This window comes from Streptomyces sp. NPDC006235, assembly GCF_040613735.1.
Taxonomy (GTDB): Bacteria; Actinomycetota; Actinomycetes; order Streptomycetales; family Streptomycetaceae; genus Streptomyces.
In genome coordinates, this window is the sequence record NZ_JBEXSR010000024.1 from 41,513 (window position 1) to 54,533 (window position 13,021).

Consider the following 13,021-nt stretch of genomic DNA (forward strand, 5'->3'; position numbering starts at 1 on the left):
GCCCGGTCCTCGACTCACCGTGCCGGGGGCGGAGGGAACTGGGGATGATCCTTCTGGACACGGCGGAGCTGCCGGGGGACGAGCGGGTGGAGGCCTTCCGTGCCGCCCTGCTGAGTTCGTCCGTGCCGTCACGCGTCAGCACGGAGGAGAGCGGGGAGGGGATGTTCGCGCGGATGGAGCGCTGGCACTTCGGCGAACTCATGCTCTTCACCAGCAGCTCCTCGGGGTGGGCCGTGACCCGCAGCCCCCGCTGTCTGCGGCTCGAGGGCCCGCCGATGGTCTCCCTGTCCCTTCAGGTCGAGGGCACGGGCCGGTTCGGCCAGTCGGACCGGCAGGATCTGGTGGAACCGGGCGAGCTGATGCTCAACGACCTGACCATCCCGTACGAGTTCGCCTGGTCGGGCAGCGGCGGCGCACGGGCACTCCAAGTGCCGTACGACCTCCTCGCCGTGCCGCCGCACATCGTCCGCCGCGGCGCCGAGCGGCTGCGGGCCAGTCCGCTGTACGACATGGTTCGTGCGCACATCACCCGGCTCCACGCCGGCGCCGACACCCTCGCCGGCGACCCGGGTGCGGCCGCCCTCGGCACGGCCACGGTGGAACTCGTGCGCGCGCTGGTCACCTCGGCCGCCGGAGTGGACGCCCACGCCCGGCCCGCCCTGGCCGAGACCCTCCTCCAGCGCGTCCTCGCCTACGCCCGCACCCATCTGACGGAACCGGACCTCACAGCCGCCCGCATCGCACACGCCCACAACATCTCGGTGCGCGCTCTGTACCGCCTGTGCGCACAGGCCGGGCTGAGCCTGGAGCAGTGGATCATCGAGCAGCGCCTCGAGGGTGCCCGCGCCACCCTGGTCTCCCCGGCGGGGCGCACCCGGACGATCGCCTCGGTCGCCCGGGCCTGGGGTTTCACCGATCCCAGCCACTTCACGCGCCGATTCAAGGCCGCGTACGGTGTGACGCCCCGGAGGTGGCGGGCGTCGGCGTCCGGCCCGGCAGCGTGAACTCGTAGACCAGAGCGTCCCGTTGGGCGTCCACCACGAGGTCGGTGATCTCCAGCGGGCGCGCGTACTGGTCGTGCACACGCCGGGTGACCCGCACCGACGGCGTGCTCGCCAGGGGGGTGATGGCGTCGCGGTGGTGCAGGGTCAGACCGGCCCGGCGCATCCAGTCGTAGGCCCGCCGCAGATGGGCAGTGGCGGTGCCGTCGGCGCGGTCGCGGTAGCGGGCCAGCTCCTCCACCTCCGCGAGGGCCACGGCCGAGAAGGACGTCACGGCGGTACGCAGCCCGCGTCCGTCGGCCGTCGCGTACCGGTAGCGGTGGATCAGGGTCGGCCGGCCCGGAGCCAGTCCGAGGGCCTGCGCATGGTCAGGCGGGGGCGGTTCCCAGGCCACGGTGGCGCGGGCGACCGTGCCCGGGGTCGCGGCCCGGGCGCCGACCGGGAAGGTGAGCGAGGCGGGGGTCTCGACCGGCAGGCCGGGCAGGGTGGCGTGGCTGCCGCGCCGGTCGGTGGCGACGAGGCCGTCGCGGCGCAGCAGCTCCAGCGCCTGCCGTACGGTCTCCCGGCTGACCCCGAAGTGCCCGGCCAGCCGCCGCTCGCCCGGCAACCGTTCGCCGGGCGGCACGGTGCCGTCGCGCAGTTCGTCGAGCAGCTCCGTGGCGATCCGCCGGTACAGGGGCTCTCCTTCGGTCGGCGGGTGGTCGTGCGGGGTGGTGCGGGCCATGCCGCGCCTCCTGTTGGTGACGTTCGGTAGCCGTGCGGGCTCGATGCGCCACCAGGTCTAGCATTGGTCTAAACCAGCCGGGAAGAGCGGCCGGGCGGTTCGGCCGAAACCGGCCCGCCCGCCCCGGCCGTCACAGAGCGCTGTACAGGGCGTCGACCAGCGCCATCTTGCGCGGGTCGTTCGCGATGTGGGGCCCCATGCGGTTCATCACGTACCCCATCGACACATGCGCCTCCGGGTCGGCGAGCCCGCAGGAGCCGCCGAAGCCGTCATGACCGAAAGCGCGCGGGTTGGGCCCGTAGGAGCCGTTGGGCCCACTGAGCCACAGACCGAGCCCCGCCTCGGTCTCGCCGTCGAACCCGGCGCCGAGCACCAGGTCCCGGCAGCTGCCCTGGCCCTCCCGTACCCGCTCGGCGGCCTCGGGGGACAGGAGGCGCTTGCCCGCGTACGAGCCGCGCCCCGCGAAGACGCCGTAGAGCTCGGCGACCGCACGCGCGGTGCCGTGCCCGTTCGCCGCGGGAATCTCGGCGGCCCGCCACCCGGGCGTGAGGGCCCCGGCGGCGGACACCGTGGGGTTGGTCAGCGCGGCGATCGCCGCTGGCGCCAACTGGGCGAAGACGGCGGCCTGTTCACTGCTCGCGGCGACCTGAGGCTGGACCAGCTCGGCCACCCGCCCGGAGTCCTTCTCCGGCAGGCCGATGCGGAAGTCGATGCCGAGCGGCCCGGTCACCTCCTGCTCCAGGAAGGCTCCGGGCAGCAGCCCCGACACCCGCCGGACGACCTCGCCGACCAGATGGCCGTAGGTCAGCGCGTGATAGCCGGACGTGGTCCCCGGCTCCCACCAGGGCTGCGTCGCCGCGAGCCGCTGGGTGGTCAGCTCCCAGTCGCAGAGCTGCTCCAGCGAGTGCGGTTCACGCAGCCCGGCCAGGCCGGCGCGGTGGGACAGCAGATGCCGGACGAGCACCTTCTCCTTGCCCGCGGCGGCGAACTCCGGCCAGTACGCGGCCACCGGCGCGTCGAGATCCAGCAGCCCCCGGTCGGCCAGGATGTGCGCGCACAGCGCCACCGGCCCCTTGGTCGTCGACCACACGTTGACCAGCGTGTCCTCGCCCCACGGCCGGGTGTGTGCCGCGTCGGCCCAGCCGCCCCACAGGTCCACCACGGTCCTGCCGCCGACGGTGACGGCCACCGCGGCACCCAGCTCGCCCCGCTCCCGGAAGTTCTCCTCGAACGCCCTGCGCACCGCCGTGAAGCGCGCGTCGCAGTGACCGCGCACCTGTGCCTCGTTCTCTGGCATGAGCCCCTCCACCCCTCCCCGGGCCGGGCCGCAGAGCTGCGGCCCGGGCGCGAAGAACGTACCGACTGGTCGGACTTGGTGGAAGACCGCCGCCGCCGAAACGGCCGGGATCAGTCGCCGGCCGGCGGCGGGATCAGACGTGGGAGCGCATCCAGCGCAGCTTGGCCTCCTGCTGGAAGGGACCACCGCCCTCGTGGTCGTTGAAGTCGTACACCTCGATCGTCTTGTCCTCGTGACTCCAGGCGTTGAAGGCCGCGAAGACGGTCGAGGGCGGGCAGGTCTGGTCTTCCAGGGCGGCCGAGAAGAGCGCGGGGGCCCGGCCGCGGGCGGCGAAGTGGACGCCGTCGAAGTAGGAGAGCGTGCGCAGCGCCTGCTCGGTACGGCCGCGGTGCGTCTTGAGGTACAGGCCGATCTCCCGGTACGGGTGACGGTCCGTGAGCGTCGCCGCGCGCGGGTAGTCGCACAGGAACGGCACGTCCGGCGCGATGCCCGCCAGGTCCGGTATCAGGCCGCCCACCGCGATCGTGATGCCGCCGCCCTGGCTGCCGCCGACGGCGACCGTGCGCGCCGGGTCGGCGAGCGGGTGCGAGCGGGCCGCCTCCACGGCACGCACGGCGTCCGTGAACACCCGGCGGTAGTAGTAGTTCTCCGGCGCGTCGATACCGCGCGTCATGAAACCGGGGTACGCGGGCGCGCCGCCCACCGGGTCGGCCGTGCCACCGCCCCCTCCCCAGCCGCTGCCCTGCCCGCGGGTGTCCATCACGAAGTGCGCCCGGCCCGTGGACGCCCACAGCAGGTGCTCGTGCGGCAGCCCGCGTCCTCCGCCGTACCCGATGAACTCCACGACCAGCGGCAGCGGGCCGTCCGCCCCCGCCGGCACCGTCAGCCAGCCCTTGACCGGATGGCCGCCGAACCCGGCGAACGTCACGTCGAACACCTGCACAGTCGTCAGCTCGGTGTCGACCGGCTCGAAGCGGGCGTCCAGGTCGTGCTCGCGCGCCTCCTGGAGCGTCTTGGACCAGAACGCGTCGAAGTCCTCGGGCTCGGTGGACGTGCTGCGGTACTCGCGGAGTTCGTCGAGAGGAAGGTCGAACAGGGCCATGTAGGACCGCCTTGGGTGAGGAACGGCTGCGGAGACAGTGCGGATGATCACACTACGTGAGTGGTCGGAGGACTCGCCAGGTCTTTTGCCGCAGCCCGTTCACCTGCTGTTCGTCGGTCCTGTCACGCGTCTCGACGCGTCCACTCCGGCTCCGTACGGGCCCACTCCCGCTCCCACTCGGCCAGCCGGCGGCGCAGCGCGACCCGGCGTACGACGGAGTGGCCGAGGAGTACCACGAGCACCACACCGCCCGCGGCGCACGTGCCCATGGTGAGGGTGTGCTGCCAGACCGCCGTGCCGTCCACCGGCGGGCCCACACTCCGCCCTCGGGAGTCGAACCACAGTTCCACGGCCTCGCCCGGCCGGGCGCCCCCGGGAACCCGTGCCGTCGCGGTGTGCGTGCCCTCGCCCGGCTCGGTCCAGCGCACGGTGGCCCGGTACGCGTGCCGCCCGTCGGCCTGCACCGACGGCACCGAGTCGCCCTTCCTGCCGACGACCTCGGCACGGACGCGGTGACGCTCGGCCCGTTGCTCCGCCGACTGCGACCGCGCCTCGCCATGGGCCCACCAGGCGGCGGTCGCCCCCGCCAGAGGCGCGCCCACCAGGATCAGTACGGCGACCACCAGCACCGTCCACGCCTCGACGACATCCGACCGGCGCCGCAGCGGACTGCGCCGCCAACGCCAGCCGCGCACCCGGGTTCGCATGTCGACCTCCTCGCCGTCACGGCGGCCGGAGGGCCGGACCGGCCGTGCGGTGGCGGCGCCGCCGCTCCCTCCACGTCACGTCACGCGTGCGAGTGTCCACACGGGCAGGTGCCCCCTCCGACGCACATCGATCGCCCGGCACGGCCCGGGTCGCCGCGTGCCGGAACCCTTCGGCCGGAGTGCCCGGGGCCGCCGCGGTGAAACACCCGGGCCGCCGCGGTGAACCACCGGGGCGCGTCCCTGTGGCGCGCCGCACGCCACCCTGGGACACCGCCGGGGGAGAGGCCGCTGACACACGGGGGGTGGGCCGCTGACACCACGGGGGATGAGCCGCCGTGCAGGTCAGCCGAACCGCTCGATCCGGATGCGGTCCACCGGCTGACCCGCCGTCACGAGCAGCCGGGAGGCGTGTTCGGCGAAGGAGTTGGAGCCGCACACATAGGCCTCCCACCCACCGGAAGGCTGCTCGGCCAGGAGCGGCGCCACATGTGCGGCCGCCATACGTCCCACCGCCACACCCTCGGGCGCGCTCCGGGTGAACACGGGCGTCGTCTCGGCACCGAACTCCCGGGCGTAGATGAGGTCCTCCGGACTGCGCGCGGACACCACCAGGCGCAGCGGCACCGTCAGGTTCCGGGCCCGGTGGTGCCGGACCATCGACATCAGCGGGACGACGCCGGAGCCGGCGCCGATCAGCAGTGCGGGCCGGTCACCCGGCCAGGCGAAGAACCCGCTGACCGGGCCGCGCACCTCGACCTGGTCGCCGGGCCGGGCGACGGTGTGGAACCAGCCCGAGACCTCGCCGCCCTCGACGTGATCCAGGGTCAGCTCGACATGCCCGAAGTCGTCCGGCGCGGACGCGATCGAGTAGTGGCGCTGGGCCGCATAACCGTCCTCGGCGGTCAGCCGCACCATCAGATGCTGGCCGGGCAGGTGCCCCGGCCAGCCGGGCACGGCGAACCGGAAGGTGGCGGCACGCGCGGTCTCGCGCCGGATCTCGGTGAGCGTCGCCGTCTGCCACACGGAGGCGGCCTGCTCGCTCACCGCGATGCGCCCGGGCACGGCGAACCGCGTGGGAGGCACGAAGGTCTCAGTCACCGGAGTACCTCTGCTCCTCCCAGGGGTTGCCCCGCTCGTGATAGCCGTTCCGCTCCCAGAAACCCGGCTCGTCGTGGTCGAGGAGCCGCAGGCCGGCTATCCACTTGGCGCTCTTCCAGAAGTACAGGTGCGGCACCAGCAGCCGCGCCGGGCCGCCGTGCTCGGGGGCGAGCGGCCTGCCGTCGTACTCCCAGACGATCCAGGCGCGCCCGCCGGTCAGGTCGGCGAGCGGGAGGTTCGTGGTGTAGCCGGTGTGCGCGTAGGCGACGGCATGGGTCGCCGACCCATGGGGCCGGACCACATCGAGGAACGCGTCCAGGGACACCCCCGCGAACCGCACCCCGAACTTCGACCAGCTCGTCACACAGTGGATGGCGCCCTCGTAGGCCGACGGCGGCAGCCGGTGCGCCTCGTCCCAGTCCCAGGTGCGGGGCTCGTCCACCAGACCGTCGATACGGAACGTCCAGTCGGCGGGTGCCAGGTCGGGAGTGACCTCGGCGGACAGGACCGGCCAGTCGTCACCCGCGTCGTACTGGCCGGGCGGCAGACCGGGGTCGGCCACGCGTGGGCGCCCGGTGAAGCCTCGGGTGATGTGCATGCGGTGTGCCTCCGGGCCGGGCCGACGGTGCCCCGCCGGGCCGGCGTACTCAGTGATTGCGTGTTCAACCGTACGTGGGCTGTGCGCCTAGTCGTGTGTACGGGCGGTGCGCTCCTGGTCGGGCCGGCCGGGACCGGGACCCGCGTTGTAGCGCATGAGGTAGTCGGCGAATCGCGCCAGGTCCTCGGCCGGCCATTCCGCCAGCCGCTCCCGGAAGACCGCCCGGCGGCTCTCGGTGACCCGGGCCAGGATGCGCCGGCCGGCCTCCGTCAGATGCAGCACCAGGACACGCTGGTCCTGCGCGTCGGGGCGGCGTTCGATCAGACCGGCGCGTTCCAGCGCGGCCACCTGGCGGCTGACCGTGGACTTGTCCAGGGCGTAGTGGGTGGCCAGGTCCGTGGCCCGGCACCCGCCGCTCTCCTCCAGGTGACCGAGCAGCGTGTACGACACCAGCGACAGCTCGGGATGCATCCGCCCCGCCGCGGCACGGGCACGGCGCGCGAAGACCGTCATCTCCCGCTGGATGGTCTCCACGGCATCGGCCGGCTTCATCGGACCTCCCTCACCACGTCGTCCTCCGTCCCTCCATCGTTGCATAGACCAACCACCCGTCGGCGGGGCGGCCGGCCAGGTGCCGTACCGGTCGGCCGGGCCGTCGGGTAGTGTTGCCGTCCGGCTGTGGACGGACCCCGGCCGACGGAAACCGAGGAGGTGAGACCCATTACCGCTGTGTCAGCCCGGGTGCTCTCTCCTCGATGTCGCGCGGATCGCCGGCCGTAGGTGACCGCAGGAGCGCCCTTCGCATCCCGAAAGGCTCCTGGCTTCCATGCCCTCCGTGTCTCCCGTTCCGCCGTCCTCCCGTGACTCCGTCGTCCTCGCCCTGCGCGCCGCGGGGTGCGTCTTCGCCGAGGACGAGGCCGAGTTGATCCTCACCACCGCCCGCACCCCGGCCGAAGCAGCCGCCATGGTCGAGCGCCGCGTCGTCGGCCTGCCCCTCGAACTCGTCGTCGGCTGGGCCGAGTTCCGGGGCCTGCGCATCACCGTCGACCCGGGCGTCTTCGTGCCGCGCCGCCGCACCGAGTTCCTGGTCGAACAGGCCCTGGCCCGGGCGCCCGGCGCCGGCGTCGTCGTGGACCTGTGCTGCGGCTCGGGCGCCGTCGGCGCGGCGCTGGCCGCCGGACTCGGCCCCGTCGAACTGCACGCCGCCGACATCGACCCCGCCGCCGTGGCCTGCGCCCGCGGCAACGTCGCCGCCGCCGGCGGCCACGTCCACCAAGGTGACCTGTTCGAGGCGCTGCCCGGCCACCTGCGGGGCCGCGTCGGCATCCTCGCGGCCAACGTGCCCTACGTACCGAGCGACGAGATCGGGCTGCTGCCCCCGGAGGCGCGCGCCCACGAGCCGCTGGTCGCCCTCGACGGCGGCGCGGACGGCCTCGACGTCCTGCGCCGGGTCGCGGCCGAGGCGCCCCGCTGGCTCGCGCCCGGCGGCTGCGTCCTGGTGGAGACGAGCCGCCACCAGGCACCGAGCGCCTTCGACGCCTTCGAACACAGCGGCCTGACGGCACACCTGGCCGTCTCGGAAGAGCTGTACGCCCATGTGGTGATCGGCGTCGCGCCGTAACGACCCGAGTGCAGCCGTTCGCCGGCGGCGGCCCCTCAGTCCGGTGCCGTCGCCCGCGCGATGAGCAGTGCCACGTCGTCGAAGTTGTCCGGCTCGTGCAGGGTGCGCAGCAGCAGGTCGCAGACCTCCTCCAGCGGGCGGTCGGGCCCGTCGAGCAGGGACAGCAGCGTGTCGAGACGGTCGTCGAGGGAGTCGCGCCGGGTCTCGACGAGGCCGTCGGTGTAGAACACCAGCCGGTCGCCCGGTTCGAGGTCGACGGTCGTCGTGGTGAAGGCGACACCGCCGACACCGAGCGGCACCCCGGTCGGCAGGTCGAGCAGTTCGGGAGGCCGGCCGACCCGGACGCGCACCGGCGGCAGATGACCGGCGTTGGCGATCCGGCACTGTCGCAGATGCGGGTCGTGGACGGCGTATACGCAGGTGGCGATGGCCTGTTCCAGCCCCGCGGTGATCTTGTCGAGGTGTTCCAGGAGCCTGGCCGGATCCAGGTCGAGGGAGGCCAGCGTGTTGGTCGCCGTACGCAGCCGCCCCATGGCCGCCGCCGCGGGGATGCCGCTGCCCATCACATCGCCCACGACGAGCGCGGTCTTGCCGCCCTCCAGGCCGATCACGTCGAACCAGTCGCCGCCCACCTCGCTCGTGGCCCCGGCCGGCTGGTAGCGGGAGGCGACCTCCAGCCCGCCCGTCACGGGCGGATGGCTGGGCAGCAGACTGCGCTGGAGGGTGAGCGCGGTCTCGCGGGCGCTCTGGTACCAGCGGGCGTTGTCGATCTGCACTGCGGCCCGCGCCGCCAGCTCGCGGGCCAGCAGCAGGTCGTCCTCGGTGAACGGCAGCGGATTGCGGGTGCGCTTGAGGTCCAGGGCGCCCAGCACCTCGCCGCGCGCGATCAGCGGCACCGCCAGATACGAGTGCACCCCGGCCCGGCCCAGCAGCGCGGCCGCCTCCGGGGACCGGGCGATGCGCGGCAGGTCCTCGTCCTCGACCTCCGGAAGCATCACGGGGCTGGCCGTGCGCACGCAGTGGGTGATGAGCCGGTCGGACGCGTACCGGGCCACCTGCCCGGGCGGGTCGGCCGCCTCCAGCGCCTCGGCGGAGTCGTAGCCCTGGACCGCCAGCGCGCGGATCACGGCCCCCTCGGCCGGGCCGAGGCTGGTCCGCCGGCCCTGCACCACCGCGTCCAACAGGTCCACGGCCGCGATGTCGGCGAGTTCCGGCACGGCCACGTCGGCGAGCTCGCGGGCCGTGCGGTCCAGGTTCAGCGTGGTGCCGATGCGGCCGGAGGCGTCGGCGATCACGGCCAGGCGGCGCCGCGCGGCCTCCGCCTCGATGCCCGCGCGGTACTGCTCGGTGACGTCCACGACCGAGAGGGCCACGCCCAGCACGGTCCCGAAGGCGTTCTCCAGCCGGTACAGCGAGATCGACCAGGCGTGGTCCTGATCGGGGTCGGCCGGGGTGCGGCCGATCGTGGACTGGTCGACGACCGGCTCCCCCGTGTCGAGCACCCGGCGCGCCGCGGCCTCCAGGGCGTCGACGTCCATCCGCGGCACCACCTCGCGGACCGTCCGGCCCAGGTGCTCCTCGGCCGGCACGCCGTTGAGCTCCTCCAGCGCCGGGTTGACCGAGACGTACCGCAGGTCGGTGTCCAGCACGGCCAGCCCGGTCGGGGACTGGGCGATCATCCGCGTCGACAGCGCCACCTCGCGCTCCAGCCGGTGCACGGTCGACTGGTCGGCGCACAGGCCGAGCGCGTAGACGTCCCCTTGGTCGTCCAGCAGCCGCATGTTGCGGAACTCCACGAGCCGCGTGGTGCCGTCCTTGCGGCGGACGGGGAAGGCCCCGGCCCAGCTCTGCCCGGTGCCCATGACGTCGGCGAACAGCTTGACCACGAGATCGAGGTGCTGCTCGTGGACCATGATCCGGGCGGCGTACTCGCCGAGTGCTTCCCGAGCCTCGTACCCGAACAGCTCCTCGGCCTGGGGACTCCACAGCACGATGCGGCCCTCGGCGTCCAGGACCACCGAGGCCACGCGCAGGACGTCGAGCAGCCCGCTCGGCCGCACCGGCGCGCGCGCCGGCTCGTCACCCTCGGCCAGGGGAGACCCGGCTGCACTCATCCCACGCCCCGCCTTCGCCGATCACGCGGCCCGCCGTCACGGTGCCGACACCCCATGTTCTACCGCTGTTCTACCGCGCGGAGCCGTCGATCCGAGGCCCCTTGCGTCACCTTCCACCATCTCCCAACGCGGAGCCACCCGCTCCGTAAACCCGTCAGCACGGCGGGGGCACCGCCGGTAGTGCTCGGCAGAAGGTGGTGCTTTGCTGGGGTAGGGGCGGATACGCCACGAGAGGAGCGATCACGATGGACCGTGAGCAGCCGCATCCCCACTCCGTCTCGGTGGAGATCAGCGGGTGCAGCAAGCAGGACGCCCGGATCGTGTTCGACACGCTGTGCGCCTGCTTCGAGTCCGACCGGTGCGCCGACGACGTACCCGAGGAACTGCACGCGACCCGCCCGACCGTGTGGCTCGGCACGTTCGACGTCGCCGACACGCACGAGGGGGCGCGACCGGCCCGGCTGTCGTCGTCCGTCGACGCCGACCTGCACGGCGGCTACTGGGCGATCGAGCAGTTCCGCAGGAGGCTGGACTCGCTGTTCGCCGTGCGGGACATGAGCACGGTCTCCGGCGACCAGGAGAAGGAACTGCACGTGCGTCTCGAAAGCCGGTGACCGCTGCTGCCCCTCGATCTTCCTGGTCATCGGCCCCCTGTGCCCTCCATCACCTTGTGCAACTAGTTGCATAAACCGTGCGCGGTCCTCTACAACTACAGGCACGACACCGCGCACGGAGGGCCCGATGAGCCGTTACCCGCACCTGCTGACCCCCCTCGACCTGGGCTTCACGACCCTGCCCAACCGGGTCCTCATGGGCTCCATGCACGTAGGTCTGGAGGAGGCCGAGGGCGGGTTCGCCCGCATGGCCGCGTTCTACGCCGCCCGCGCGCGCGGCGGAGTGGGCCTGATCGTCACCGGCGGCATCGCACCGAACGACGAGGGACGCCCCTACGAGGGCGGCGCGAAGCTCACCACCGAGGCGGAGGCCGAGCAGCACCGGGTCATCACCGACGCCGTGCACCGCGAGGGCGGACGGATCGCGATGCAGATCCTGCACTTCGGCCGGTACGCCTACCACAAGGACCTGGTCGCGCCCAGCCCGCTCCAGGCGCCCATCAGCCCGTTCCCGCCCCGCGAGCTCACCGACGCCGACATCGAGCGGACGATCGACGACTACGCCCGCGCCGCCCGCCTCGCCCGGCAGGCCGGCTACGACGGCGTCGAGATCATGGGCTCCGAGGGCTACCTCATCAACGAGTTCATCGCGCGGCAGACCAACGAGCGCACCGACCGCTGGGGCGGCTCGTACGAGAACCGCATGCGCTTCCCCCTGGAGATCCTGCGCCGGGTGCGCGAGGCGGTCGGTGAGGACTTCATCGTCGTCTACCGGTTGTCCATGCTCGACCTCGTCCCGGGCGGCTCCACGCTCGACGAGGTGATCACCCTCGCCAAGGCCGTCGAGGCCGCCGGCGCCACCATCATCAACACGGGCATCGGCTGGCACGAGGCCCGCATCCCCACCATCGCGACCTCCGTGCCGCGCGGCGCCTACACCTGGGTGACCAAGCGGCTGATGGGCGAGGTGTCGGTCCCGCTCGTCACCACCAACCGCATCAACACCCCCGAACTCGCTGAGGAGTTGCTCGCCGAGGGCGCGGCCGACATGGTGTCGATGGCCCGCCCGATGCTCGCCGACCCGGACTTCGTCATCAAGGCCGCCGCCGGCCGGCCCGAGGCGATCAACACCTGCATCGGCTGCAACCAGGCCTGCCTCGACCACACCTTCAGCGGCCTGATCACCTCCTGCCTGGTCAACCCGCGCGCCTGCCACGAGACCGAACTGGTGCTCTCCCCGACCCGGCTGCGCAAGCGCGTCGCGGTCGTCGGCGCCGGTCCGGCCGGGCTGGCCTGCGCGGTCTCGGCCGCCGAGCGCGGGCACGAGGTGACGTTGTTCGACGCGGCGAGCGAGATCGGCGGCCAGCTCAACGTCGCCCGCAAGGTCCCCGGCAAGCAGGAGTTCGACGAGACGATCCGCTACTTCCGCACCCAGCTCGACTGGCACGGCGTCGACATACGGCTGAACACCTCCGTCGGGGCCGGCGACGTCGACGGCTTCGACGAGGTCGTCGTCGCCACCGGCGTCACCCCGCGCACCCCCGACATCCCCGGCGTCGACCACCCGAGCGTCCTCGGCTACCTCGACGTCCTGCGCGACGGCGCACCCGTCGGCGACCGGGTCGCGATCCTCGGCGCGGGCGGCATCGGCTTCGACGTCGCCGAGTACCTCACGGACACCGGTGACAAGGCGCACGAGAACCCGCAGACGTACTTCCGGCAGTGGGGCGTCGACCTGGACTACCGCGCCCCCGGCGGCCTCGCCGCGCCCGAGCGGCCCGCCCCGCCGCGCACCGTCCACCTGCTCCAGCGCAAGACCTCCAAGGTCGGCGCCGGCCTCGGCAAGACCACCGGCTGGATCCACCGCACCGAACTCAAGCACCGCGGCGTCACCATGGTCCCGGGCGTGAGCTACGACCGGATCGACGACGCCGGACTGCACGTCACGATCGACGGTGCGAGCACCGTGCTGGAGGTCGACACGATCGTGCTGTGCACCGGCCAGGAGCCGCGCCGTGGCCTGTACGAGGAACTGATCGCGGCCGGGCGCAGCGCCCACCTCATCGGCGGCGCCGACGTGGCCGCGGAACTGGACGCCAAGCGCGCCATCAAGCAGGGCACCGAGCTGGCGGCCGCCCTGTAGTG

The 13,021-nt window shown here is 73.1% G+C and carries 12 protein-coding genes; 4 read left to right on the plus strand and 8 right to left on the minus strand.

From position 1 onward, the window contains the following. Positions 1 to 44 precede the first annotated feature (44 nt). Positions 45 to 1,004: a helix-turn-helix domain-containing protein gene (locus ABZ192_RS25780; protein WP_356926825.1), complete on the plus strand. Its 960-nt coding sequence runs from the start codon at positions 45 to 47 to the stop codon at positions 1,002 to 1,004. On the opposite strand, the gene ABZ192_RS25785 is transcribed toward ABZ192_RS25780, so the two are convergent. From ABZ192_RS25785 to ABZ192_RS25815, 7 genes are all read right to left on the minus strand, one after another. Then, positions 940 to 1,725 carry a GntR family transcriptional regulator gene (locus ABZ192_RS25785; RefSeq protein ID WP_356926826.1) on the minus strand — a complete coding sequence of 262 codons (786 nt, stop codon included), beginning with the start codon at positions 1,723 to 1,725 and terminating at the stop codon, positions 940 to 942. The two genes, ABZ192_RS25780 and ABZ192_RS25785, sit on opposite strands and share 65 nt — an antisense overlap. A 130-nt stretch (positions 1,726 to 1,855) precedes the next feature. Further along, the gene (locus ABZ192_RS25790) at positions 1,856 to 3,022 is read right to left on the minus strand and encodes a serine hydrolase domain-containing protein (protein WP_356926827.1); all 1,167 of its coding nucleotides are present in this window, start codon (positions 3,020 to 3,022) and stop codon (positions 1,856 to 1,858) included. 133 nt (positions 3,023 to 3,155) lie between these two features. Further along, the gene (locus tag ABZ192_RS25795; RefSeq protein WP_356926828.1) at positions 3,156 to 4,124 is read right to left on the minus strand and encodes an acetylxylan esterase; all 969 of its coding nucleotides are present in this window, start codon (positions 4,122 to 4,124) and stop codon (positions 3,156 to 3,158) included. Between the two features lie 122 nt (positions 4,125 to 4,246). Beyond that, a complete protein-coding gene (locus tag ABZ192_RS25800) occupies positions 4,247 to 4,831 on the minus strand; it encodes a hypothetical protein (RefSeq protein WP_356926829.1) in 585 nt (194 codons plus the stop codon). Positions 4,832 to 5,173: 342 nt separating this feature from the next. Further along, a complete protein-coding gene (locus tag ABZ192_RS25805; protein WP_356926830.1) occupies positions 5,174 to 5,929 on the minus strand; it encodes a ferredoxin reductase in 756 nt (251 codons plus the stop codon). Continuing rightward, positions 5,922 to 6,527 (minus strand): sulfite oxidase-like oxidoreductase, encoded by a 606-nt coding sequence (locus ABZ192_RS25810; protein WP_356926831.1) that lies wholly within the window; start codon positions 6,525 to 6,527, stop codon positions 5,922 to 5,924. The genes ABZ192_RS25805 and ABZ192_RS25810 overlap by 8 nt, the downstream gene beginning before the upstream one ends. Before the next feature lie 87 nt (positions 6,528 to 6,614). Next, positions 6,615 to 7,079 (minus strand): MarR family transcriptional regulator, encoded by a 465-nt coding sequence (locus ABZ192_RS25815; RefSeq protein ID WP_356926832.1) that lies wholly within the window; start codon positions 7,077 to 7,079, stop codon positions 6,615 to 6,617. Between the two features lie 274 nt (positions 7,080 to 7,353). Between ABZ192_RS25815 and ABZ192_RS25820 the strand changes: the two genes are divergently transcribed. After that, positions 7,354 to 8,148, plus strand: coding sequence for a putative protein N(5)-glutamine methyltransferase (locus ABZ192_RS25820; protein WP_356926833.1), 795 nt, complete (start codon positions 7,354 to 7,356; stop codon positions 8,146 to 8,148). Positions 8,149 to 8,183: 35 nt separating this feature from the next. On the opposite strand, the gene ABZ192_RS25825 is transcribed toward ABZ192_RS25820, so the two are convergent. Then, positions 8,184 to 10,262, minus strand: a complete 2,079-nt coding sequence (locus ABZ192_RS25825; RefSeq protein WP_356926834.1) for a SpoIIE family protein phosphatase — start codon at positions 10,260 to 10,262, stop codon at positions 8,184 to 8,186. 245 nt (positions 10,263 to 10,507) lie between these two features. Here ABZ192_RS25825 and ABZ192_RS25830 point away from each other — a divergent pair, with 245 nt between their 5' ends. Both ABZ192_RS25830 and ABZ192_RS25835 read left to right on the plus strand, forming a co-directional pair. Further along, positions 10,508 to 10,876 (plus strand): hypothetical protein, encoded by a 369-nt coding sequence (locus ABZ192_RS25830; protein ID WP_356926835.1) that lies wholly within the window; start codon positions 10,508 to 10,510, stop codon positions 10,874 to 10,876. A 127-nt stretch (positions 10,877 to 11,003) separates the two neighbouring features. Further along, complete coding sequence (locus ABZ192_RS25835; RefSeq protein WP_356926836.1) at positions 11,004 to 13,019, plus strand: NADPH-dependent 2,4-dienoyl-CoA reductase; 2,016 nt, start codon at positions 11,004 to 11,006, stop codon at positions 13,017 to 13,019. The last annotated feature ends 2 nt before the right edge of the window (positions 13,020 to 13,021 follow it).

Coding starts and splice junctions, on each gene's coding strand:
- ABZ192_RS25780 (WP_356926825.1), top strand. CDS start 45: ATGATCCTTCTGGACACGGCGGAGCTGCCGGGGGACGAGCGGGTGGAG.
- ABZ192_RS25785 (WP_356926826.1), bottom strand. CDS start 1,725: ATGGCCCGCACCACCCCGCACGACCACCCGCCGACCGAAGGAGAGCCC.
- ABZ192_RS25790 (WP_356926827.1), bottom strand. CDS start 3,022: ATGCCAGAGAACGAGGCACAGGTGCGCGGTCACTGCGACGCGCGCTTC.
- ABZ192_RS25795 (WP_356926828.1), bottom strand. CDS start 4,124: ATGGCCCTGTTCGACCTTCCTCTCGACGAACTCCGCGAGTACCGCAGC.
- ABZ192_RS25800 (WP_356926829.1), bottom strand. CDS start 4,831: ATGCGAACCCGGGTGCGCGGCTGGCGTTGGCGGCGCAGTCCGCTGCGG.
- ABZ192_RS25810 (WP_356926831.1), bottom strand. CDS start 6,527: ATGCACATCACCCGAGGCTTCACCGGGCGCCCACGCGTGGCCGACCCC.
- ABZ192_RS25815 (WP_356926832.1), bottom strand. CDS start 7,079: ATGAAGCCGGCCGATGCCGTGGAGACCATCCAGCGGGAGATGACGGTC.
- ABZ192_RS25820 (WP_356926833.1), top strand. CDS start 7,354: ATGCCCTCCGTGTCTCCCGTTCCGCCGTCCTCCCGTGACTCCGTCGTC.
- ABZ192_RS25825 (WP_356926834.1), bottom strand. CDS start 10,262: ATGAGTGCAGCCGGGTCTCCCCTGGCCGAGGGTGACGAGCCGGCGCGC.
- ABZ192_RS25830 (WP_356926835.1), top strand. CDS start 10,508: ATGGACCGTGAGCAGCCGCATCCCCACTCCGTCTCGGTGGAGATCAGC.
- ABZ192_RS25835 (WP_356926836.1), top strand. CDS start 11,004: ATGAGCCGTTACCCGCACCTGCTGACCCCCCTCGACCTGGGCTTCACG.